General features: G+C 63.0%; 22 protein-coding genes. 11 read left to right on the forward strand and 11 right to left on the reverse strand.

Going from position 1 to position 23,085, the window contains the following annotated elements; translation table 11 throughout:
* Window positions 1–7: 7 nt before the first annotated feature.
* The 8 genes from IAG25_RS05250 to IAG25_RS05285 all read left to right on the forward strand — a co-directional run bounded on the left by IAG25_RS05250 (window position 8) and on the right by IAG25_RS05285 (window position 8,819).
* Window positions 8–955: a sugar-binding protein gene (locus IAG25_RS05250; protein ID WP_187603901.1), complete on the forward strand. Its 948-nt coding sequence runs from the start codon at window positions 8–10 to the stop codon at window positions 953–955.
* Window positions 956–1,016: 61 nt separating this feature from the next.
* Window positions 1,017–2,558 (forward strand): sugar ABC transporter ATP-binding protein, encoded by a 1,542-nt coding sequence (locus tag IAG25_RS05255; RefSeq protein WP_222946396.1) that lies wholly within the window; start codon window positions 1,017–1,019, stop codon window positions 2,556–2,558.
* 36 nt (window positions 2,559–2,594) lie between these two features.
* Complete coding sequence (locus tag IAG25_RS05260; RefSeq protein ID WP_187603903.1) at window positions 2,595–3,467, forward strand: D-psicose 3-epimerase; 873 nt, start codon at window positions 2,595–2,597, stop codon at window positions 3,465–3,467.
* Window positions 3,468–3,730: 263 nt separating this feature from the next.
* On the forward strand, window positions 3,731–5,023 hold the full coding sequence (locus IAG25_RS05265) for a gallate dioxygenase (protein WP_187603904.1): 1,293 nt from the start codon (window positions 3,731–3,733) through the stop codon (window positions 5,021–5,023).
* A gap of 25 nt (window positions 5,024–5,048) precedes the next feature.
* Window positions 5,049–6,398: an MFS transporter gene (locus tag IAG25_RS05270; protein ID WP_187603905.1), complete on the forward strand. Its 1,350-nt coding sequence runs from the start codon at window positions 5,049–5,051 to the stop codon at window positions 6,396–6,398.
* A gap of 15 nt (window positions 6,399–6,413) precedes the next feature.
* Entirely contained in the window at window positions 6,414–7,439 is a 1,026-nt protein-coding gene (locus IAG25_RS05275) for an amidohydrolase family protein (RefSeq protein ID WP_187603906.1), read from the forward strand.
* Window position 7,440: 1 nt separating this feature from the next.
* Window positions 7,441–8,124, forward strand: a complete 684-nt coding sequence (ligK, locus tag IAG25_RS05280) for a 4-carboxy-4-hydroxy-2-oxoadipate aldolase/oxaloacetate decarboxylase (protein WP_187603907.1) — start codon at window positions 7,441–7,443, stop codon at window positions 8,122–8,124.
* A 5-nt stretch (window positions 8,125–8,129) separates the two neighbouring features.
* Window positions 8,130–8,819: a substrate-binding domain-containing protein gene (locus tag IAG25_RS05285; protein WP_187603908.1), complete on the forward strand. Its 690-nt coding sequence runs from the start codon at window positions 8,130–8,132 to the stop codon at window positions 8,817–8,819.
* A 13-nt stretch (window positions 8,820–8,832) separates the two neighbouring features.
* Here the strand turns inward: IAG25_RS05285 and IAG25_RS05290 are convergent, their stop codons facing one another.
* On the reverse strand, window positions 8,833–9,933 hold the full coding sequence (locus tag IAG25_RS05290; RefSeq protein WP_187603909.1) for an NADH:flavin oxidoreductase/NADH oxidase: 1,101 nt from the start codon (window positions 9,931–9,933) through the stop codon (window positions 8,833–8,835).
* A gap of 95 nt (window positions 9,934–10,028) precedes the next feature.
* Here IAG25_RS05290 and IAG25_RS05295 point away from each other — a divergent pair, with 95 nt between their 5' ends.
* Window positions 10,029–10,940 carry a LysR family transcriptional regulator gene (locus IAG25_RS05295; protein ID WP_187604480.1) on the forward strand — a complete coding sequence of 304 codons (912 nt, stop codon included), beginning with the start codon at window positions 10,029–10,031 and terminating at the stop codon, window positions 10,938–10,940.
* On the opposite strand, the gene IAG25_RS05300 is transcribed toward IAG25_RS05295, so the two are convergent.
* The 5 genes from IAG25_RS05300 to IAG25_RS05320 are packed head-to-tail and all read right to left on the reverse strand — an operon-like array spanning window position 10,941 to window position 16,404.
* Entirely contained in the window at window positions 10,941–11,861 is a 921-nt protein-coding gene (locus tag IAG25_RS05300) for a dihydrodipicolinate synthase family protein (protein WP_187603910.1), read from the reverse strand.
* A 24-nt stretch (window positions 11,862–11,885) separates the two neighbouring features.
* Entirely contained in the window at window positions 11,886–12,851 is a 966-nt protein-coding gene (locus IAG25_RS05305) for an amidohydrolase family protein (protein WP_187603911.1), read from the reverse strand.
* 4 nt (window positions 12,852–12,855) lie between these two features.
* On the reverse strand, window positions 12,856–13,857 hold the full coding sequence (locus IAG25_RS05310) for a 4-hydroxythreonine-4-phosphate dehydrogenase PdxA (RefSeq protein ID WP_187603912.1): 1,002 nt from the start codon (window positions 13,855–13,857) through the stop codon (window positions 12,856–12,858).
* 25 nt (window positions 13,858–13,882) lie between these two features.
* On the reverse strand, window positions 13,883–15,181 hold the full coding sequence (locus tag IAG25_RS05315; protein WP_187603913.1) for an MFS transporter: 1,299 nt from the start codon (window positions 15,179–15,181) through the stop codon (window positions 13,883–13,885).
* Between the two features lie 47 nt (window positions 15,182–15,228).
* Window positions 15,229–16,404 (reverse strand): L-rhamnonate dehydratase, encoded by a 1,176-nt coding sequence (locus IAG25_RS05320; RefSeq protein WP_187603914.1) that lies wholly within the window; start codon window positions 16,402–16,404, stop codon window positions 15,229–15,231.
* A gap of 143 nt (window positions 16,405–16,547) precedes the next feature.
* Between IAG25_RS05320 and IAG25_RS05325 the strand changes: the two genes are divergently transcribed.
* Complete coding sequence (locus IAG25_RS05325) at window positions 16,548–17,471, forward strand: LysR family transcriptional regulator (RefSeq protein WP_187603915.1); 924 nt, start codon at window positions 16,548–16,550, stop codon at window positions 17,469–17,471.
* A gap of 91 nt (window positions 17,472–17,562) precedes the next feature.
* Here IAG25_RS05325 and IAG25_RS42225 read toward each other — a convergent pair whose 3' ends face one another.
* The 3 genes from IAG25_RS42225 to IAG25_RS05340 form a co-directional block, all read right to left on the reverse strand.
* A complete protein-coding gene (locus IAG25_RS42225) occupies window positions 17,563–17,868 on the reverse strand; it encodes a tlde1 domain-containing protein (RefSeq protein ID WP_375336505.1) in 306 nt (101 codons plus the stop codon).
* A gap of 9 nt (window positions 17,869–17,877) precedes the next feature.
* Window positions 17,878–18,282 carry a heme-binding protein gene (locus tag IAG25_RS05335; protein ID WP_187603917.1) on the reverse strand — a complete coding sequence of 135 codons (405 nt, stop codon included), beginning with the start codon at window positions 18,280–18,282 and terminating at the stop codon, window positions 17,878–17,880.
* 153 nt (window positions 18,283–18,435) lie between these two features.
* Window positions 18,436–19,383: a LysR family transcriptional regulator gene (locus IAG25_RS05340; RefSeq protein WP_222946418.1), complete on the reverse strand. Its 948-nt coding sequence runs from the start codon at window positions 19,381–19,383 to the stop codon at window positions 18,436–18,438.
* Window positions 19,384–19,457: 74 nt separating this feature from the next.
* Here IAG25_RS05340 and IAG25_RS05345 point away from each other — a divergent pair, with 74 nt between their 5' ends.
* Window positions 19,458–20,879: an MFS transporter gene (locus IAG25_RS05345; protein WP_187603919.1), complete on the forward strand. Its 1,422-nt coding sequence runs from the start codon at window positions 19,458–19,460 to the stop codon at window positions 20,877–20,879.
* A gap of 47 nt (window positions 20,880–20,926) precedes the next feature.
* On the opposite strand, the gene IAG25_RS05350 is transcribed toward IAG25_RS05345, so the two are convergent.
* Entirely contained in the window at window positions 20,927–21,502 is a 576-nt protein-coding gene (locus tag IAG25_RS05350; protein ID WP_222946397.1) for a UbiX family flavin prenyltransferase, read from the reverse strand.
* Window positions 21,499–23,004: a UbiD family decarboxylase gene (locus IAG25_RS05355; RefSeq protein WP_187603920.1), complete on the reverse strand. Its 1,506-nt coding sequence runs from the start codon at window positions 23,002–23,004 to the stop codon at window positions 21,499–21,501. The genes IAG25_RS05350 and IAG25_RS05355 overlap by 4 nt, the downstream gene beginning before the upstream one ends.
* Between the last annotated feature and the right edge of the window lie 81 nt (window positions 23,005–23,085).

Here is a 23,085-nt window from a genome sequence, read left to right on the forward strand (position 1 = left end):
AGAAGACATGACACGCACCATGATCAGCGCAGTAGCAGCCGCCGTCCTGTTCGGACTCGGAATCTCGCAATCGCACGCAGCCGACAAGAAGGTTTTCGCCGTCGTGCCGAAGGCGCTCGGCGTCGCGTTCTACGCCGATGCGGAGAAAGGCTGCAAGGAAGAGGCGGCGAAACTCGGCGCCGAGTGCCTGTTCACGGGCCCGGCGCAACTCGATGACGCCGAGCAAGGCCGCATCGTGAGGGATCTGATCACGAAGAAGGTCGCCGGTATCGCGATTGCGCCGAATAACGCCGACTCCATCGGTAACGCCATCAGTGCGGCTGTCGCGAAGAATATCCCGATCGTCACGTTCGACTCCGATGCGCCGAAGTCCAAGCGGGCCGCGTTCATCGGCACGAACAACGAGGCTGGCGGCGAGGCCGCCGGGGAAGCGTTCGCGAAAGCGCTTCCGAAGGGCGGCACGTACGCGATTCTGACGGGCGGCTTGTCGGCGGCGAATCTGAACGAGCGGATCAAGGGCTTCAAGTCCAAGCTCGGCGGCAGCTTCAAGGAAGTGTCGGGTTCGCCCTTTGCGTGCAACGACGACTCCAGCACGGCGGTGCAACTGATTCAGGACATTCTCGCCAAGAATCCGAATCTCGACGGCATCTTCTTCGCAGGCGGCTGGCCGATGTTCGCGCCTGAGGCCTACATCCGCGCGGTCAAGAACAAGGCAGCCGACATCAAGTCCGGCAAGTTCGTGATCGTCTCGTTCGACACGTTGCCGTCGCAAGTCAAGCTGTTGAAGGAAGGCTACGCGACCACGCTGATCGGCCAGCGACCGCTCGCGATGGGCATCGAGTCGGTGAAACAGCTCAATGAACTGTCCAAGGGCGGCAAGATTCCGCCGATCACGGATACCGGTGTCGACATCGTGAATTCGTCCAACGTGGACAAGTTCGTCGGCGGCAAGTAATCCATCCGCCCGGGACCGGGATGCCCACGGTCCCATGCTTTCCTTGCGAAGAGTCCCCGCCATGACCGTTCTATTGAGCGTTGAGCAGATCACCAAGACCTATCCGGGTGTCAAGGCGCTGCAAGAGGTCTCCTTCAGCGTCGAGGCGGCGACCGTGCACGCGATCATGGGCGAGAACGGCGCGGGCAAGTCGACGTTGATGCAGGTCATCGCCGGGGCGCATTCGCCGACTTCCGGCAGGCTCATATTCGACGGACAGGAAGTCGAGTTCACCGGCACGCGCGACGCGGCGAAGAAGGGCATTTCCATCGTATTCCAGGAGCTCATGCTGGCTCCGAACATGACGATCGCGGAGAACATATTCCTCGGCACGGAGCCGCGCCTGGCGCGCGTGCTGGTCGACCGCGGCACGCTGCTGGAAAAGGCGAAGGCGGCCATGCTGCGTCTGGGCATCTCGCTCGACCCCGACACGCGTCTGGGCGATCTGACCATCGCCCAGCAACAGCTCATCGAAATCTGCAAGGCGCTGATTCACGAGCCGCGCCTGCTCATCCTTGACGAGCCGACATCGAGCTTGTCCGAAGCCGATTCGCTCACGCTCTTCAAGGTCGTTCACGAGTTGCGGGACCGGGGCGTGACCATCTTGTACATCTCCCATCGGATGCGCGAGGTGTTCGACAACTGCGACGCCGTAACCGTCTTGCGCGACGGCAAGCACGTGCGCACTGCGCGGCTTGCCGATACCTCGCCGGACGAGGTGGTCCGCCTCATGGTCGGCCGCGACCTTGCGGAGGTCAAGCGCGTTCGACCGGAGCACGCGGGCAAGCCTGTGGTGCTCTCGGTGGAAGGCCTGGGCGATGACCATCGTTATCGCGACGTCTCGTTCTCGCTTCGACAGGGCGAAATCGTCGGCCTTGCGGGTCTCATTGGAGCGGGTCGCTCGGAAGTGGCGATGGGGATCTTCGGCGCGCCTCCGCCGAAACACGGGACCGTCTCCATCGCGGGCAAGCCAGTCAAGATTTCCCGACCGCGCGATGCGATGCGGCTCGGCATTGCGCTCGCCCCCGAAGACCGCAAGGATCAGGGACTGGTTCTGGGCATGTCGGTCGGGAGCAATCTTTCGCTCGCTGCGCTCGGACTCGGCCGCCTGTCGAAAGGACCGGTCGTGCGGCCCATGCAGGAGGCGCGGCTGATCGACACCTACGTCGGACGATTCAAGATCAAGACGCCGACGGTCGAACAGCTGGTGCGGCTCCTGAGCGGCGGCAACCAGCAAAAGGTCGTGCTGGCGAAGTGGCTGGCGTCCAGACCGCGCGTGCTCATCGTGGATGAGCCGACGCGAGGCGTCGACGTGACGACGAAAGCGGAAATCTATGCGCTGATGCGGGAGCTCGCTCACGAAGGCCTGGCGATTCTCGTGATTTCGAGCGACCTGCCCGAGATTCTCACCATCTCGGACCGCATTCTGGTCATGCGCTCGGGGCAACTGGTCGGCGAGGTCGGCTTCGATGAAGCGTCGGAGGAGCGGATCATGTCTCTCGCCGCGCTCGAACACGCCGACCCCGCGCATCCGGAGGTCAAGCCGACCGGATTCGTTTCCTGAGCTGACTTCGAGACGCTCTCATAGAGGAGTTTCGCCGTGAACAAGGTTGGCATGTTCTACACCTACTGGTCGACCGAGTGGATGGTCGATTTTCCCGCGACGGCAAAGCGTATCGCCGGGCTCGGCTTCGACATGATGGAAATCTCGCTCGGCGAATTCCACAACCTTCCGGATGCGAAGAAGCGTGAGCTGAAAGCGGTCGCCGACGATCTTGGCCTCACGGTGATGTGCTGCATCGGGCTGAAGCCCGAGTACGACTTCGCCTCGCCGGAGCAGAGCGTGCGCGACGCCGGCACCGAATATGTGAAGCGTCTGCTCGACGATTGCCACATGCTCGGCGCGCCGGTCTTCGCCGGCCTCACGTTCTGCGCGTGGCCGCAGTCGCCGCCGCCCGGGATGAAGGACAAGCGGCCTTACGTCGATCATGCGATCGACAGCGTCCGACGCGTCATCGAGGTCGCCGAAGATTACGGCATCATCTATGCGCTGGAAGTGGTGAACCGCTTCGAGCAATGGCTATGCAACGACGCCAAGGAAGCACTTGCGTTCGTCGACGCAGTGGACAGCCCGGCTTGCAGGGTGCAGCTCGACACCTTCCACATGAACATCGAGGAGCATTCCTTCCGCGATGCGATCCTCGCGTGCAAGGGTAAGCTCGGACACTTCCATCTCGGCGAAGCGAACCGTCTGCCGCCCGGAGAAGGCCGTCTCCCGTGGGACGAAATCTTCGGCGCACTGAAGGAAATCGACTACGACGGGACCATCGTGATGGAACCCTTCATGCGCAAGGGCGGCTCCGTAAGCCGGGCCGTTGGTGTCTGGCGCGACATGTCGAATGGTGCGACGGATGAGCAGATGGACGAGCGCGCTCGCCGCTCGCTGCAGTTCGTTCGCGGCAAGCTGGCCTGACCGCGCAGGCCGGCAAAACGGCCATTCTTGCGTCCTGCTTCACGCGCCATCAGTTTTGCTTATCGGCATATCGATGGCGCGAGCCCGGCGCACACCTCGCCGCGCCCGTCCCGGCGGGCTTCCCGCACGCCGAAACCCCATGCACATAAGTAAATTACTGGTTAACGCGTAGTACCAGCGCCGTCGCCTTCCTCGCTACCCTTCGGGCTTCAGTTTCACTAAAGCAAGCCCGCTCGGCCACGCATTCAGAAGGAGTAGCGCACATGGCACGGATCATCGGAGGCATTGCCGCCTCGCACACACCGACTATCGGTTTCGCGTTCGACAAGAACAAGCGCGACGATCCCGTCTGGGCGCCGATCTTCGAAAATTTCGCGCCGCTCGCGAACTGGCTCGCGGAAAAGCAACCCGATGTCATCGTCACGATCTACAACGATCACGTCACGTCGTTCTTCTTCGATCACTATTCCGCGTTCTCGCTCGGCGTAGGCCCGGAATGGCGCGTGGCGGACGAAGGCGGTGGCGCGCGCGATCTGCCGCCGATCAAGGGTCATCCGGCGTTTGCCGCGCACATCGGCACATCGCTGATGTCCGATGAATTCGACATGTCGTTCTTCCAGAACAAGGCACTCGATCACGGCTGCTTCTCGCCGCTCTCGATGCTATGCCCGCACAAGCCCGAATGGCCGGTCAAGCTCGTGCCGCTGCAAATGGGCGTGCTGCAATTGCCCGTGCCGAGCGCGCGCCGCTTCTACAAGCTGGGCCAGGCGCTGCGCCGCGCGATCGAAAGCTATCCGGAGGACATCAAGGTTGCGATTCTCGCCACGGGCGGTCTCTCGCATCAGGTGCATGGCGAGCGCGCGGGCTTCAACAACACGGAATGGGACGCGCGTTTCCTCGATCTCTTCGAACGCGATCCCGAACAGCTCGCGGACATGACCATCGCCGAATATGCGGCGCTCGGCGGTTACGAAGGCGCCGAAGTGATCATGTGGCTCACGATGCGCGGCGCGTTGTCGTCGAATGTCGTGTGCAAGCATCGCAGCTATTACCTGCCGTCGATGGCGGGCATCGCGACCGCGATCTACGAAGGCGAGGACAGCGAGACCAAGGCGGCGATCGTCGAGCGTCATCGTCAGAAGATGGCCGTGCAACTCACCGATGTCGAGAAGCTCGAAGGCACCTATCCGTTCTCGATCGAAACCGCCGTGCGCGCGTATCGCATCAACGAATATCTGCATCGCATGGTCGAGCCCGTGCATCGCGAGGCGTTCAAGGAGAACGAGGAAGCGAGCTTCGAGTCGGCCGGTCTCTCCGAACAGGAGCGCGATCTCATTCGCCGCCGCGACTGGCGCGGCCTGCTTCATTACGGCGTGATCTTCTTCATGCTGGAGAAGCTCGGCGCGGTGACGGGCGTTTCGAACCTGCATATCTACGCCGCGATGCGCGGTGAAACGCTCGAAGAATTTCAGAAGACACGCAACGCGCCCGGCGCGCTGTACTCGGTCGCGGGCAAGGGCGCGGGCAAGCTCGACTGGGACAAGGCGAAGAACTGAATAAAAGAGGAGACAGGAGACAAACATGGCTATCGGTAAAACCATCGACATCAAGGGCTTCATCGACGAACGCCCGATTTCCGCCTACCAGTGGTTGCTGGTGGCGCTGTGCTTTCTGATCGTGACGGCCGACGGCATGGACGTCGCGATCATGGGCTTCATCGCGCCTTCGATCATCGCGGACTGGCATATCTCGCGCCCCGCGTTCGGCCTCGTGATGAGCGCGGCGCCGATCGGTCTCGTGATCGGCGCGCTCGCGGCGGGACCGGCATCGGATCGCATCGGACGCAAGTGGGTGCTGATCACCTCGGTGTTTCTCTTCGGCGTGTTCACGATCGCGACCGCGTTCACGAATTCGCCTTCGAGCATGGCACTGCTGCGCGTGCTGACCGGTATCGGCCTCGGCGCGGCCATGCCCAATACGACGACGCTCCTCTCCGAATACGCGCCGCAACGCAAGCGCGCGCTGCTCATCACGATCATGTTCACGGGCTTCAATCTCGGCTCGGCGCTCATCGGTTTCCTCGCGGGCGGTTTGATTCCGGCGCACGGCTGGCGCTCCGTGCTGATCTGCGGCGGCGCGCTGCCGCTCCTGCTGATTCCGCTGCAAATCTGGTTGCTGCCCGAATCGGCGCGTCTGCTCGCGGTGCGCGGCGCGACCTCGGCGCGTATCGGCAAGGTGCTCGGCCGCGTGTGCGGCGCACGCTTCGACGGCAATGAAACATTCATTTCGAACGAGCCGCCGCTGCCCACGAAAAAGCCCATCGGCGTGTTGTTCTCGCAGGGCTACGGCCTGATGACAGCGGCGCTGTGGATCACGTATTTCATGGGCCTGCTCGTGATTTATCTGCTCACCGGCTGGTTGCCGACGCTGATGAAGGACGCGGGTCTCACGGTGTCGTCGGCGGCGAACATCACGGCGATGTTCCAGATCGGCGGCACGATCGGCGCGATCATCGTCGGCTGGATCATGGACAAGGTGCGCCCGGCGCCCGTCATCAGCGCGGCGTATCTCGGCGGCGCGGTCTGCGTGCTCGGGCTGGCGTGGATCGGGGCGTTGTCGTCGTCGCTTGCCGTGCTCGTGTTCGCAGCGGGCTTCTGCATGAGCGGCGCGCAAACGGGCCTCAACGCGTTCGCACCGAGCCGCTATCCGACGGTCGCGCGTGCAACCGGCGTGAGCTGGATGCTCGGCATGGGCCGCTTCGGCAGCATATTCGGTTCCGCGTTCGGCGGCGCGCTGCTCGGTCTCGGCTGGGAGTTTGGCGCGATCCTCGCGATGCTCGCCGTACCTGCAACGCTCGCCGCGATCTCGATTCTCGTCGCGCAACGCACGCGTGCCGACGAAGCGCACGCACAAACGACCGCAGCACATTAGTACCTGGAGTAAAGGATGATCATCGACATTCACGGCCACTACACCACCGCGCCGAAGGCGCTGGAAGCGTGGCGCAACCGGCAGATCGCCGCCATCAAGAGTCCATCGGAGATGCCGAGCGCATCGGAGCTGCATATCGGCGACGATGAACTGCGCGAGTCGATCGAAGCGAACCAGCTTCGACTGATGCGCGAGCGCGGCCTCGATCTCACCGTGTTCAGCCCGCGTGCGAGCTTCATGGCGCATCACATCGGCGACTTCGAAGTGTCGAGCACGTGGGCCGCGATCTGCAACGAGCTGTGTTATCGCGTAAGCGAGCTTTTTCCCGACAGCTTCATTCCGGCGGCGATGCTGCCGCAGAGTCCGGGCGTCGATGTCTCGACGTGCATTCCCGAGCTCGTGAAATGCGTCGAGCAATACGGCAATGTCGCGATCAACCTGAATCCGGACCCGTCGGGCGGACACTGGACGAGCCCGCCGCTCTCGGATCGCTACTGGTATCCGATCTACGAGAAGATGGTCGAGTACGACCTTCCCGCGATGATCCACGTAAGCACGAGCTGCAATGCGTGCTTCCATACGACGGGCGCGCATTATCTCAACGCGGACACGACCGCCTTCATGCAGTGCCTCACGTCCGATCTGTTCCGCGATTTTCCGACGCTCAAGTTCGTGATTCCGCACGGCGGCGGCGCGGTGCCGTATCACTGGGGACGTTTTCGCGGTCTCGCGCAGGAGCTGAAAAAGCCCTTGCTGAAGGATCATTTGCTGAACAACGTGTTCTTCGATACCTGCGTCTATCACCAGCCGGGCATCGACTTGCTGACGCGCGTGATCCCCGTCGACAACATTCTGTTCGCAAGCGAGATGATCGGCGCGGTGCGTGGCATCGATCCTGAAACCGGGCATTATTTCGACGACACGAAGCGCTATGTCGAGGCCGCGCAGATCGAGCCCGAAGCGCGCTACAAGATTTACGAAGGCAACGCGCGCCGCGTGTATCCGCGCCTCGATGCGGCGCTCAAAGCAAAGGGACGTTGATATGTACGAACTGGGAGTGGTGTATCGCAACATCGATCGCGCGAACGCGGATGCGGCCGACAAGCTCGGCGCGCTGGGCTCGGCGACCGTGCACGAAGCGATGGGCCGTGTCGGCCTCATGAAGAACTACATGCGGCCGATCTACACGGGCGCGCAGGCGGGCGGCACGGCCGTGACCGTGCTGCTGCAACCGGGCGACAACTGGATGATGCACGTCGCGGCCGAGCAGATCCGTCCGGGCGATATCGTCGTGGCTGCATGCACGACCGACAACACCGATGGCTTCTTCGGCGATCTTCTCGCGACGAGCTTCAAGGCGCGCGGCGCGCGGGCGCTCATCATCGATGGCGGCGTGCGCGATGTGCGCATATTGACGGAGATGAATTTCCCGGTCTGGAGCCGCGCGATTTCGGCGAAAGGCACGGTGAAGGCGACGCTCGGTTCGGTGAACATTCCCGTCGTGTGCGCGGGCGCATGGGTCACGCCCGGCGATGTGATCGTCGCGGATGACGATGGCGTCGTCGTCGTGCCGTCCGCATCGGCGCAACAGGTGCTCGACAAGGCCGTGGCGCGCGAAGCGTTCGAAGAAGAGAAGCGCGCGAAGCTCGCAAGCGGCGTGCTCGGCCTCGACATGTACAAGATGCGCGAGCCGCTGGAAAAAGCGGGCTTGCGTTATATCGACTGACGCGCATGAGCATGAACGGCATTTCTTCGATGGCCACGCGCCAGGTGCTCAACGATCTCGCGTCCGCTTTCGAAGCGAAGTCGGGCGAGCGTGTGGCGATCGAATCGGTGGGCGGCGTCGCGGCGCTGAAGCGGATCGAAGAAGGCGAGGCGTTCGATATCGTCGTGCTCGCTTCGGACGCGATCGACCGGCTCGCGGCGTCGGCGCGCATCGATGCAACGAGCCGCGTGCGGATCGCGCGCTCGGGCGTGGCCATCGCGGTGGCGAAGGGCGCGCCGCGTCCCGCCATCGACGATGAAGCCGCCGTGCGCGAGGCCGTGCTCGCGGCACGCAGCATCGGTTATTCGACGGGACCGAGCGGGGTTTATCTGACGCGTCTGTTCGAGCGCTGGGGCATCGCGGAACGCATCGCAGCGCGCATCGTGCAGGCGCCGCCGGGTGTCGCGGTGGGCACGCTCATCGCGCGTGGCGAAGTGGAGCTGGGCTTCCAGCAGATGAGCGAGATGATCGGCGTCGAAGGCATCGATGTGCTCGGCATGTTGCCGCCGCAGATTCAGACGCTGACGGTGTTCGAGGGCGCGATCTGTGCGAACGCGAACGCGAACGCGCCGCAACTCGCGCGCGCGTTCCTTGCGTTTCTCGCTTCGCCCGATGCCGACGGCGCGAAAGTGCGCCACGGCATGGAGCCTTGCTAGTCACATCAATACGTCATTCGGCCACGGCGTAACGTTCGAGCCAGTGCGCATACGGCGCGGGCAACGCCCACGACGGCTTCTCCACCTTCAACTGCTTCGCGGCGTGATACGGCCAGTGCGGATTCGAAAGATGCGCGCGGCCGACCATCACGAGATCGAGCTGACCCGACTCGACGGCGCGTTCCGCGTTGGGCGGCGAATCGAATCCCCATGCCGATGCAACCGGAATCTCCGCTTCCCGGCGCACACGCTCCGCGATCGGGCCGAGGAACGCCGGTCCCCACGGAATGCGCACATCGGGCGTCGAGAAGCCGACGCTCACGCTCATCAGATCGAGTCCCTTGCGACGCAGCGTCTTCGTCAGTTCGATGGATTCGTTCAGCGTGACTTCATCGCGGCCATTGTATTCGATGACACCGAAGCGCGCCGTCAGCGGCAAATTCTCCGGCCACACTTCACGCACCGCATCGAAGGTCTCGACGATGAAACGGCTGCGTCCCGCGAGATCGCCGCCGTATTGATCGTCGCGCTGGTTCGCATCCACCGAGAAGAAGCTCTGCGCAAGATAGCCGTGCGCGAAGTGCAGTTCCAGCCATTCGAAGCCCGCTTCGCGCGCACGACGCGTAGCCGCCGCGAAGTCCGCTTTCACGCGCTCGATGTCTTCGAGCGTCATGGCCTTGGGCATCTTCGGCAACCCCGCGCCGAACGCGACGGCCGATGGCGCGAGCGTGTCCCAGCCGCGTGCGTCGTCGGGGGAAATGTGATCGTCGCCTTCCCACGGACGGTTCGCGCTCGCCTTGCGGCCCGCATGCGCGATCTGGATGCCCGGCACCGCGCCCGCCGCCTTGATCGCCGTGGCGATCTTCTTCATGCCTTCGATGTGTGCATCGTCCCAGAGGCCCGTGCAGCCGGGCGTGATGCGGCCTTCCGGCGACACGCCCGTCGCTTCGACGATCACGAGGCCCGCGCCGCCGCGCGCGAGGCTCGCGTAATGGCTGACGTGCCAGTCGTTGACGAAGCCGTCGATGGCGCTGTACTGGCACATCGGCGGAATGGCGATGCGGTTGCGCAACGTGACGTCTTTCAGTTTGAACGGAGTGAAAAGTGCTGACATGCGGGTTTTCTCGAATTGAGTTGAGGTCTGCAATTTAACCGCTCAGTGTCATAATGAAAACTATGTGGGGATTATCGATTCGATAAAATTTTGTGATACTCAATCCGCAATGGCTGCGCACCTTTCTTGCGCTCGTCGATCTCGGCAACTTCACGCGCGCCGCCGAACGGCTCGATTTGACGCAGGCGGCCGTGAGCCAGCACCTTCGCCATCTCGAAGACGCGCTCGGCCTGCTCGTGATACGCCGTCCGCGCGGCATCGAATTGACGCCGGCGGGCAAGGCGTTGATCGACTATTGCGAAGAGATGGAGCTGGCGGGCAAGCGTCTCGCGTCGCGTCTTTCGGATAGCGAAGACGAAGCCGGCGAGATCGGCCTCATCACGCCGGGCAGCATCGGGCTCGTGCTGTTTCCGCTATTGCTGGACTTGCAGCAGCAGCGTCCCGAATGGAAGATGCGTCATCGCTTCGGGCCGGATTCGGAAGTGCTCGAAGCCGTATTGCAGAGCCGCTACGATCTGGGCATCGTCGCGTTGAAGCCCGACGATCCTCGCCTTGCCGCGAGCAAGTTCATCGAAGAGCCGCTCGAACTCGTCGTGCCCGCGAATGCGGATGTGCATGAATGGAGCGATCTGGAACGGCTCGGCTTCATCGATTATCCGGACGGGCACATGATGGCGAGCCGCTTGCTGAGCCGGCGCTTTCCGGGCAATCCGGGCGTCGGCAGTCTGCGAAGGCAAGGCTTCTGCAATCAGATCAGCCTTATCCTGGAGTTCGTCGCGCGCGGGCTGGGCTTCACGGTGATACCGCGTTATGCGCGCATCGCGTTCGGCAAGCCGGAAGCGATAGGCGTCGTGGAATGCGGCGCGCCTGTCGTCGATACGCTGTGGCTCATTCGTCGCGCGGAATGGCCGCTGCCCGCGCGTTGCGCGCGAGCCGTGGAGTATCTGCGGGAACGTGTCGGCGTTCCCGCGATGCAGGCCGATACGAAAAGGAAGCGCCGCCGCTAGTCAATGCCCCCAGCGCAGCACGAGCGGATCGAGCTTGCGCGCGACCTTGAGCAACCCTTCGCGCACGGCGGGCGACATCGGTGCGAGCGGATGACGCACCGCATCGGAGCGAATCACGCCGCCTTCCTTCATCAAGGTCTTGCACGCGGCGAGCCCGCATTGCCGGTTCTCGTAGTTGATGAGCGGAAGCCATTGCTGATACAGATCGGCGGCTTTGTCGGCATCGCCCGCAAAGTACGCATCGACGATCTTGCGGATGCCGTCCGGATAGCCGCCGCCCGTCATCGCGCCGGTCGCGCCCGCGTCGAAGTCGGGGATCAGCGTGATTGCCTCTTCTCCGTCCCACGGACCGACGATCGCATCGCCGCCGAGCTCGATCAGTTCGCGCAGCTTCGATGCGGCCTGCGCCGTTTCGATCTTGAAGTACGACACATGCTCGACATCGCGCGCGAGCTTCGCAAGGAACGATGCGGAAAGCGGCGTGCCCGCGACGGGCGCGTCCTGAATCATGATCGGAATATCGATCGCATTCGACACTTCGCGATAGAACTCGTGAATGCCGCGCTCGCCAACGCGGATCGTCGCGCCGTGATACGGCGGCATGATCATGACCATCGCGGCACCCGCGTCCTGCGCGGCGCGGCTGCGCTCGGCACAGACGCGCGAGCTGAAGTGCGTCGTCGTGACGATCACGGGCACGCGGCCCGCGACATGTTCGAGCACGGTGCGCTGAACGGTATCGCGCTCGGCATCGGACAGCGCGAACTGCTCGGAGAAATTCGCGAGTATGCAGACGCCGTGCGAGCCGGCGTCGATCATGAAATCGATCGCGCGCTTCTGGCCTTCGAGATCGAGACGGCCCTGATCGTCGAAGATGGTCGGGGCGACGGGAAATACGCCGCGATAAGCAGGTGCAGCCATTGAAGTGTGTCTCCTGTGATGGGTCTAGATTCGATACAGCGCGCTCGCATTGTCGAAGAATAGCGCGAGGCGTTCTTCCCGCGTGCGATCCGCGACGATGGTCTTGAAGCCCGCGAAAAGATCATCGAGCGTGACGACGAGACTGTCGACCGGAAAATTACTCGCGAACATGCAGCGGCCGACGCCGAAGCTTTCGATCGCATCGCGCACGATGCGTCCGTTGCGCGCGACGCTCCAGCTTACGCCAGCTTCGCCGATGCCCGATATCTTGAGCCATACGTTCGGCCATTGCGCGAGCGCATCGAGCGCGGCGCGCCATGCGGCGAGCGCTTCTTCGCTGCGATCCGCGGGCAGCCCCGTATGGTTCACGATGATTTTCATCTGCGGAAAATCGCGCGCCAGTTCCGCCGCTTCGCTGAAATGCCACCACGGCGCCTGCAACTCGAACATCAGGCCGCTTTGTGCGAGCAATGCATAACCGCGTCGCCAGCGCGCGCAACGCATCGAGCCGGGCGCAGCGAAATCCGCGCGATGCTCCGCGCGCGCAACGGTCTTCGGCTTGTGACGCACGCTGCGCACGAGCGGCATGTCGCGATACGCGCCGATCACATCGGCGGCATCGGCGGCATCGTCGCGATCGAGCCAGATTTGCGCGGCCATCGCGTTGGGCAAGCCGGTGCGCTCGTGCAATGCGGTGGCCCAGCGCGCCTCGCCGAGCACGTCGCGCGGATCCCATTCGCCTTCCATCATCACCGTCTTCACGATGCGATGATTGCCCGCCTGCGCGAAGTAATCGTCGGGCAGGAAGTTCCGGCAGATCGCGGCGTAATCGCCATAGCGAAACGGAATGCGCGGCAGATCGCGCAGCCACGGATGATAGTTGCGCGCCACGTCCCAGAAGTGATGATGTGCGTCGACGATGGGCAGGTCCGCGTCGTCGCCGGTTTCCAGGAAGCGCTCGCGCAAGGCTTCGATGCGCTCTTGCATCATGGCGTCAGCTCAGGCGGTCTTGCGCCATGCGCACGACGATGTCGAACGCTTTTTGCGTCGCGCCGACATCGGCACGGCCCTGGCCGTGGATATCGAAGGCGGTGCCGTGCGCGGGCGTCGCGATCGGCACGGGCAGGCCGCCGTGCACGGTGACGCCGCGCCAGAAGCCCATCAGCTTCATCGCGATCTGACCTTGGTCGTGATACATCGTGACGACGCCGTCGAAGACTTTCTGATCGCGTGCGCGCACGAAGATGGTGTCGGCGGGGAAGGGGCCTTGCGCGTCGTAGCCTTGCGCGCGTGCGTGTTCGACGGCGGGCGCGATCACGTCGATTTCCTCGCGGCCGAACGCGCCGTTATCGCCGTTATGCGGATTGAAGCCGCAGACCGCGATGCGCGGCTCTTCGATGCCCGCGCGCTTGAGGCCATCGTGAATCAATTGCACCGCGCCGACGATGCGCTCCTGCGTCAGCTTCGCGCTCACGTCCTTCAGCGCGATATGCGAGGTCACGCGCGAGGTCCACAACTCGTCGAGCACGTTGAACTCGCAGAATGCGCCGCTGAAATCGAGCTGGCGCGCGAACCATTCCATTTCGTCGTTCGTCTCCATGCCGGCCATGTGCAGCGAGGTCTTGTTGACGGGCGCGAAGAGCATCGCCTGCGTGAGGTTCGCGCGCGTCATCGCGAGCGCATGTTTAAAGGCTTCGAGGCTGTAGCGGCCGCCGCGTTCGGTCGATACGGCGCGCTCGTAGGGGGCGTCGTCGGGCAGGCGGAAGTCGATGAGCGAGGGCACGTCGGTATCGCGCGCGGCGGCATCGACGCTATCGACCAGTCGGTAATCGAAACGTTGCTGCGCGATCTCCATGCCGTGATCCAGCTCGCGCTTGTCGCCGATGATGACGAGATCGGCGCGCGCGCGATTCTCCGGTTTCGCGACGAGACGCGCGATCAGTTCGGGACCGATGCCGGCGGGGTCGCCGAGAAGCACTGCGATGAGAGGTTTCATGTGTGTAGGGTCTCGTGATCGGATGTTAGCGGGTGCGGCGCAGATCGATGGCGATCGAACCGAAGATATACACCAGCGCGCACGCGCCGTAAAAATGCAGCACCGCATCGAAGGAACCGGTGCGCTGAAGAATGAAGCCCGTGATGAGCGGAATCGAAATCCCGCCGACGCTGCCCGCGCAGTTCATGCACGCACCGAGCAGACCGACGCGTCCGGGGCTTGCGAGCAACGAAGGCAGGCTCCAGTAGAGACTGCCCCACATCAGCAGGAACGATGCGCCGCACAGCACCGCGACCGCGACGACGGGCGACGTGATGGTCGGCAGCGAGGCGAACACGGCGAGCGTGACGAGCCCCGACACGGCGATCATGCTCTTCACGACCTTGCCGCGCGAGAAATTCATCGCGCACAGCGCATCGCACAGAAAGCCGCCCGACAGCGAGCCGAGTGCGCCTGCGAGGAAGATGAAGAAGGTCGCCGCGCCGATCTGCGACAGGCTCAAACCGCGCGCCTGCGTCAGATAGCTCGGACCCCACGTGAGCAGGCCGAAGAAGATCATCGCCCAGCTCATGCGGCCGACGCACATCGCGATGGTCGAGCGCAGCGGCAGCGGCGCATCGTCCTGGCTTGCGCGCGCCGCGCTGGATACGGACGGCGCGCCGTCGCGGATATGCGCGAGTTCCGCGCCGTTCACGCCCGGATGTTTCGCGGGATCGTCGCGCAGATAGCGCCATGCGAGCCAGCCGCATGCGATGGTCGCAAGTCCCGCGACGACGAACGCCGTGCGCCACGAGCCGAACATAAGGATCAGATTGGAGATCGCGAGGCCGCCGATCGCCGCGCCGAGGGGTGAACCCGCATCCATCAGCACCGCGCCGCGCGCGCGTTCGGTGCGCGACAGCCAGAGCGCGTTGAGCTTGCTGCCCGCTGGAAAGAGCGGGGCTTCCGCGCCGCCGAGACCGACGCGCAGAAACAGCATCGACAGGCCGCCGGTGGCTGCGCCCATCAACGTCTGAAAGATTCCCCACAAGACAGTCGCGCCTGCCACGACCTTGCGCGGCCCGAGTTTGTCGATGAGCCAGCCGCCCGGAATCTGCAGGAGCGCATACGACCAGAAGAAGCTCGACAGCACGAGCCCCTGCATCGCGGGCGAGAGCGCGAACTCTTTCGCGATGGTGGGCATCGCGATGGAAAGCGAGATGCGGTCCACGAGGTTGATCAGCGTGATGAGAAATACCACGCCGAAGATGCGCCAGCGTACGCTCGTCGCGTGTTCGGACGAGGCGGCGTCGCGCGCCGCGTGTGATTCGATCCTGCTCTCCATGTCTGTCTCCGGATAGTGTCGGGCTTCATTGGCCCTGCATCATTGCGTCATTCGATGATGTTGAAGTCGCTCAGATGCTTGTCGGACAGCGTGATGCCGAGGCCCGGCGTTTCATCGGAGAGTTGCAGATAGCCGTTCTCCGGGTGCGGCTCGCCGTCGAAGATGTAGTAGAAGAGCTCGTTGCCCACTTCGACGTCGAACACGGGGAAGAACTCGGACATCGGGCTCGCGGTGCTCGCCATCGTCAGGTGATAGTTGTGCATCTGGCCCGCGTGCGGAATCACGGGAACGGACCACGCTTCCGCCATTGCGTTGATCTTGCGCGCGGCGGTGATGCCGCCCACGCGGTTCGTGTCGTATTGAATGACATCGACGGCGCGACGTTCCAGCAGATCCTTGAAGCCATAGCTCGTGAACTCGTGCTCGCCGCCGGATATCGGCACGATGTTCATCTTTTTAAGCTCCTGATAACCTTCGACGTCGTCGCCGATCACGGGCTCTTCGAGCCAGCGCGGATTGAACTCGGCAAGACGCGGCAGCATGCGGCGCGCGTATTCCAGCGTCCAGCCCATATAGCATTCGAGCATGATGTCGACATCGTCGCCCGCGAGTTCGCGCAACAGGCGCACCTGTTCCAGATTCTTGGCCATACCTTTCGGGCCGTCTTTCGGGCCATAGCCGAAGCGCATCTTCATCGCGGTGAAGCCCTGATCGAGATAACCTTGCGCTTCCGCGAGGAATGCATCGCGGTCGTCGTTGTTATAGAGCTTCGACGCATAGCACCAGATCTTCTCTTTCGTGCGGCCGCCGAGCAGTTTGAAGACGGGCTTTTTCACGGCCTTGCCCATGATGTCCCACAGCGCGATATCCACGGCGGAGATCGCCGCCATGCCGATGCCCTTGCGACCCCATGCGAGCGTGCGCCGATACATCTTCTGCCAGATGTATTCGTGATCGAACGGATCTTCGCCGATCGCGATCGGTGCGAGATATTCATCGACGATCTGTTTCGCGACGCGCGGCGCGAGCGCGCAATTGCCGATGCCGACGGTGCCGTCGTCGCATTCGATCTCCACCACGAGCCAGCCGTGAAAGCGGAACGAGCCCATTGCGTCGCCGCGTTCGTAGAGAACATCGACGGCGTTGGTGCAGAAATGCGATTGCGGCGGCACGACCTTGCCTTTCCATTCGAAAACGCGTGCGCGGACATGCTTGATCTTCATCTTCGGTGTCTCCGGTCTATTCGGGTGAGGCCGCTGAAACGAGGGTTTGCGCGGCTGTATCGGGTAGCGCTAGTGTGCGAAACTCCGCGATAACTGACCATTGAATTATTTGCATCAGGCTATTTCCTGGAGTTATCGCTCGCATGATCGCGCCCGCCCCGACCATACGCAAACGCCTGCGCCTGCGTCATCTGCAATTGATGATGGCGCTCTCGGAGACCGAATCGCTCAGAAGCGCCGCCGACGAACTCGCGATGACGCAGCCCGCCGCGACCAAGGCGCTGAAGGAACTGGAGGACACGATCGGCGCGACGCTGTTCGTGCGTCATGCGCGAGGCATGGAGCCGACGATCTACGGCGAAGCGGTGATGCGATACGCGCGCGTCGTCTTCGAGGATCTCGACGAATTGCGCGAGGAGCTGGCGGCGATCGAGGCGGGCGATATCGGCAAGGTGCGCATCGGCGCGGTGATGGCGCCGGCGCCCGATCTGCTGACGAAGGTGATCGTGCAACTTAAGGAAGCGCATCCGCGCTTGCAGATCAGCGTGCAGATCGATACCAGCGATGTGCTCGTGCAGGCGTTGCAGCAGGATCAGCTTGATATCGTGGTGGGGCGCATTCCTTACGGCTTTTCCGCGCTCGATTTGACGTTCGAGACCTTGTCGGAGGAGGCGCTGACGATCGTCGCGCGGCCGGAGCATCCGGCTGTCGGGATGGCGGCGAAGCCGAAGCTCGCCGATCTGGCGAAGTATCCGTGGATCGTGCAGCCGCATCCGAGTCCGATGCGGCAGATCATCGATCAGACGTTTCGCGAATCGCGGGTTGCGCCGCCGGTTAGCACCGTCGAGACTTCTTCGATTCTTACTACCTTGTCGTTGTTGCGGGACTCGGACATGCTTGCGGTGCTGCCGAGTTCAGTCGCGGACTATTATTCCGCTTTGGATACGATTGCTTCATTGCCTACGGGGTTGAGGGGGCGGCTCGCGCCCTATGGGTTGATTCTCAGGAAGAACAGGCGGATTAGTCCGGCGACGCAGTTGGTGATTGAGGCGATTCGGAGGGCTTGAAGGATTGGTTTTGCGTCCGCTCCTTTAAACATTTCCGGCTATGCCTTTTGGAAGATGGAAGACCTTTGGGAATACCTTCGCGGAAAGGCCTTCAAAGCGAAGGAAGAGGCAGAAGCAAGCGTTGAAGGGGCTCAACACCTACGCGGTGCGAATTTGGCCAATGTCGATCAATCCAGTAACGGCCCTCAATCTGCCTAGCTGCCCCCCCCCCCCGGGATGACCGATTCACCAGATAGTAAGTACCCGGCGGTATCGGTCCAAATTCGGGTTTTACTATGGCGGCGAGGTTGTCCTGCCCTTCTTTCTGTCCTGAGAAAACCTCTAACGTGCCGTATCCATCGCACGCGAGAGTTGACCGGCTGCGATTGTTGAGTGTGAAAGTACAACGCACCGTCATGCTCACATTTCAGACTTCCAGCGCGGCGATTCCGGCGCGCGCGATCTCAGCATCTTCTTCCGATTTCACACCCGATACGCTGACCGAACCGACTACCTCGCCCGCCACGACTATCGGCACTCCGCCCTCGAGGAAACCCATCATCGGCGCGCTCAGGAAGGCGACGCGCCCCTGTTTGATGAGGTCCTCGTAGAACTTGCTCTCACGACGACCCAGGACGGCCGTGCGCCCCTTTGCGAGCGCCATCTCGATCGAGCTCAACGTGGCGCCGTCGAGGCGGTTCAGGTGAAGCAGGTGGCCTCCGTCGTCGAAGATCACGATCGTCACTGGCCAGTTGCGGGCCAGTGCGTGCTGCTCCGCCGCGGCGGCGATTTTCTTTACGTCATTGTCGGTCAATACGGTTTTTGTTTTCATCGCTATGGTATTGCTTCCAGGGAAAGGACCCACGGTCGAGTGCGCGGTTAAGGAAGACCATCCTATGAGCCGCCGTAGGAAGACTCAAAGTTAACATTTGACCGAGGCAGCATTCCCGATCGTTATGACGTCGGCAATCTTCATCGCGGACTGTCAGGCGCCCGGTGCGCGCCGGGCTACGCGGCGCGGTTCCAACGACGCACGGCGGTGTGCGGCGAGCTGCACTACACCGCGGGTGCGCCGCAATTGATCGAAGAATGCATGCACGGTCGGCGAGAGTCGGCCCGCCTCGGAGCAGACCAGTCCGAATTCGCGATATCGTGATTTGGTGAGAGGGAGCACGCGCAACCCTTGGCGCGCGGCCGGCAGCATCGATTCCGGCACGAGCGAAAGGCCCATGCCCTCCCGGATCAGTTCGAACGCGGTCGAGTAGTCGCGTACCGAGATGCGCAGATCGGAAAGCGCGTACCCTGTTTCCTCGATCAGCCATTGGCTGTTCGAGCGGCAGCCGCCTGTTGCGAGCACGTATGGCTCGGACGCCAGTTCCTCCAGCGACACTCCGATCCTGCTCGAGCGCCGCGCTAGCGGATGGCTGGTCGGGACGGCCACCACCCACGCGTCGCGACCGAACACAAGTGCCTCGCGCTCCACATCCGGGTTCATCACGACGCCGACGTCGACCGTGCCGTCAGCAAGCCACGCCTCGATTTCCTCGTCAGTGCCGTCAAGTGAGACGACGTCGATGCAGGGATACTTCTGCCCGAACGATTGCAGGAAGCTGGGGAGTATGCTCGCGAAGACCGACGGGAACGTCGCTAGCTTTATGCGCCCCGCATGTAGACCACGCGACATGTCGACCAGCGTCTTGATCGATTCCCATTCGATCAGCATGCGCCTAGCCTGCACAATCACCTGTTCGCCGATCGCAGTCACCGTGGTGCGGCGCCGATCGCGCAGGAGTACCTTCACTCCAAGCATGTCCTCCAGATGGCTGATGGCTTGACTCGCACCCGACTGCGTGATGCCGACCTGCTCGGCTGCTTTCGAAACGCAGCCCGCATCCGCCACGGCCACCAGCAAACGCCAATGCGTTAAGTTCATCACGATAAGCAGTCTGCCTTATGATTAAAATTTGAAGAACTAATTTTCCCAGCGGCGGGACTAGCAGTAAGGTCGTGACCCCATTCATTGAGTTCCTCACTATGACACACGGCCGTTCTCGCGATCTGTCCTCTGTTGCCACCGTTAGCCCGTCTACCGTGGGACGCACCGCGCTCGTTTCCGTCGCGCTCGGCTCGTTGATGGTCGCGCTCGACGTTACCGCGCTGAACGTAGCGCTGCCGAGCATCGGGCACGCGTTCGAAGTCGGCATCGATCGGCTCCAGTGGATTGCGAGCGCTTACACGCTGATGTTCGCAAGCCTGCTGCTCGCATCCGGCTCGGCCAGCGATCGGCTTGGCGCGCGCGGCACCTTCGTTGCGGGCCTGATCGTATTCATGGCGGCGTCTATCGCCTGTGGTAGTGCGGCCGGCATCGTCGTTCTGATCGCCGCACGCGCGGCGCAGGGCCTGGGCGCGGCAATCATGTTGCCGAGTTCTATGGCGCTGCTCGCTACAGCCTATCCCGATCCAGCCCGACGCTCCGGCGCGATTGCGCTGTGGGGAGGCATCTCGGCAGTCGGCCTGGTGGCCGGCCCGATAGTCGGGGGGCTGCTCTGCGAGCTGACCGGCTGGCGCGCGATCTTCTATCTGAATGCCCCGTTTTGCCTGGTCGCGATCGGTGCTGCACTGCGCTGCGACGAGCGGCACGCCGAACACGTGCGTGCGTTCGACCCATGCGGCGTGGTTCTGTCGGCGGTGGCGCTCGCCGCGATCACGTTCGCGCTGATCGAGGCACCGATGCGCGGCTGGCATGCGCCGCTGATCGTCACGACGATGACTGTGGCTGTGGTGGCGGCGGTCGCGCTGGTCACCGTTGAGCGACACGTCGCAGAGCCGATGCTGCCGCCGCAATTGTTCGCGTCCCCGGCCTTTTCGGCCTCGGTTGGCGTCGCGTTCCTTCAGACTTTCGCTTACTACGGTACGCTGTTCGTGCTGCCCGTCGCCTTGCAGATGCATGGCGTCGACCCGCTCGCGGTAGGTCTGCAGCTTGCGCCGATGACAGTCACCACCGGTGTGGCTGCCACCCTCTCGGGACGCCTTTCCAAGGCGTTCGGTATGCGCCGCATGATGACGCTCGGCATGCTGTCCGGCGCCGTCGGAGCGCTCGTTTTCTGCACGTTCGGTGTGACGCAAGGGACGTTCGTGCTGACCGCCCTCCTGCTCGGCATGGGGGGCGCGACCCTTCCGCTGATCGTCGCCTCGGCACTCGCCGAGGTGTCGTCGCACCGTGCCGGCATCGCCTCGGGAGTTGTTAACGCGGCGCGGCAAAGCGGGGGCGTGCTCGGCATTGCATGCCTCGGCGCACTGATGAACAACGGCCGCGCTGATGCGCGGCCCGCGCTGCTGGTCATTGCGGTTGCGTTTTTTGGCGCAGCCGCGCTGAGCTTTGCGCGCCTTCATCATCCCGCGCGCGCCGCAGCCTGCACCAAGTTCTGACGAGATACTTGAAGAAGGCCGGATCGCTGGGCATGGCGCGTGATTCATCATGAGCCCCAGCGCCGAACGGTGCCGCTGTCGAGCCCGAGCAGGTCAAGCATGCGTCCCACGCTGTGATCGACGATGTCGTCGATCGATTTCGGCTTCGCGTAGAACGCCGGCACCGGCGGCATGACAATCGCTCCCATCTCGGTCACCTGCGTCATCGAACGCAGATGGCCGAGATGCAGCGGCGTCTCGCGCACCATCAGTAGCAGCGGGCGCCGCTCCTTCAGCGTGACGTCAGCGGCGCGCGAGAGAAGGCCATCGGTCACTCCTGTGGCGATCTCGGAGAGGCTTTTGATTGAGCACGGGGCTACCACCATCCCCATGGTGCGGAACGAACCACTGGAGATGGCCGCGCCGATGTCAGTCGAGGCGTAGTGAACGCTTGCCATTTCCTTGACCTGCTCGACCTTACACGGCAGTTCGTGGGTCAGCGTGATACGCGCTGCGCGCGTCATGACGAGGTGCGTCTCGATTTCCAGGCGCCGCAGGCATTCAAGCGTGCGGATCCCGTACAGGATGCCGCTCGCGCCGGTAATTCCGACGACCACGCGTCGCACGGGTGCGTGCGCGCTCATGCATCACCTTCTTCATCCATCGCGTCGAAGCGCTCGACCAGGGCCGGCTCGCCTGGTAGCCCGAGTTCGCGCCATCGGTCGGCAACCTGCAAATAGACCGATTCGCGCAACAGGGTTCGACGCGGAAAGGTCTTGATATGGCGGTAGTCTTTGCAGGCGTTTATGAGTGCCTTTGAGCCATATAGCCGCTTCTCGGGTGGGTTCTGGGACGGGTCGAGCGGCGAGCCACGCGTGTTGCGCAGGATGTCGATGTCGTCGGCCGGATTGGTCCGCGTGCCCATTGCCCACAGCACCTGGTCCATATCGGTCGGGTCGACGTCGTCGTCTACAGCGATGATCCACTTGGTGACATAGGCGCCGCCGGGCACCTGTGCCGCGAGCGAGAGCGCCTGCGCGGCGTGGCCCGCGTAACGCTGCTCAAGGCTGATTACAACCAGCGCGAAGGCACCGGCTGCGGCCGGATGCGCATAGACGCCTTTGATTCCCGGGATGCCGAGCTTGTCGAGATCGGCCCAGATCTTCGCCGAACGAATGGTCGAGAAGAACGCGCTCTGTTCGTTCGACGGATAGTCAGCCATCAACGCATTGGTCAGGATCGGGCGGTCGCGGAAGTGCAGTGCCGTTACCTCGATCAACGGACACTCGATGTCTTTGGTGCCGTAGTAGCCCGTAAATTCGCCGAACGGGCCCTCCTCCTTTGTCGCACGGGGATAGATCAGCCCTTCCATAACGATCTCGGCTGCGGCCGGCACCAACAGGTCAGATTGTGTCGCGCGTACAACGTCGATTGCGCAGCCTTTGATGCCGCCTGCGAAGCCATATTCCGACACGCCTGGCGGGAGCGATTGCGAGCCCGCCACCATCAGCAACGGGTCGACACCCCAAGCCGCCGCAACCGGCAGTGCTTCCCCGCGTGCCCAAGCCTGATGAATATGGCGCAACGCGTCCTTGCCCGGCGCCAACGAAAGACCGACATGACGCGCCCCCTGTATCATCATCCGGTAGGTTCCGACATTCAGATAGCCCGATTCGAGATCGCGCGTAACGACGGCGTCGGCCGTCCCCGCGTAGCGACCACCGTCGCGCGGCCAATGCTGCGGAATCGGCAGTTTTGATAGGTCGATGTCGGCACCGTAAAGGCTGTTCTGGTAGAGCGGCGCCTCGTCAATCGACACTTCGCGCGGGTCAATCGCGACGCGCAGCTTGTCCTTAGTGCGACGGATCAGTTCCAATGTGGGCGTGGTCGGGTCTTCCTCCAGCGTGATCGCGGTACGCGCGACGCTGGGCCCGAACAGATTCCAGAGATGGCGGAAGCCATAAGGCTTCGCGTCGGTGTCGAACAGTACGGCCGGCGAGGTTTCAGTCTTCGCCAGCAGATACGTGATCGCGCTCATTTCTTCGCGCGCGTCGACTGTGGCATCGATTCGTTGCAGCTCGCCAATGCGTTCTACGCGGGCCAGCCAGTCGCGAAGGTCTGCGACTGGCCCTGTGTTGTGAATCATGCGGCACTCCGTATTCTTTGTGATAGATGGCACGAAGGGACGATGCTCCCGCACCGTCCCTTCGTGCCCGGCAAGGTGGAT

The organism is Caballeronia sp. EK (assembly GCF_014384845.1).
In the GTDB taxonomy this organism is placed as follows: domain Bacteria; phylum Pseudomonadota; class Gammaproteobacteria; order Burkholderiales; family Burkholderiaceae; genus Caballeronia; species Caballeronia jiangsuensis.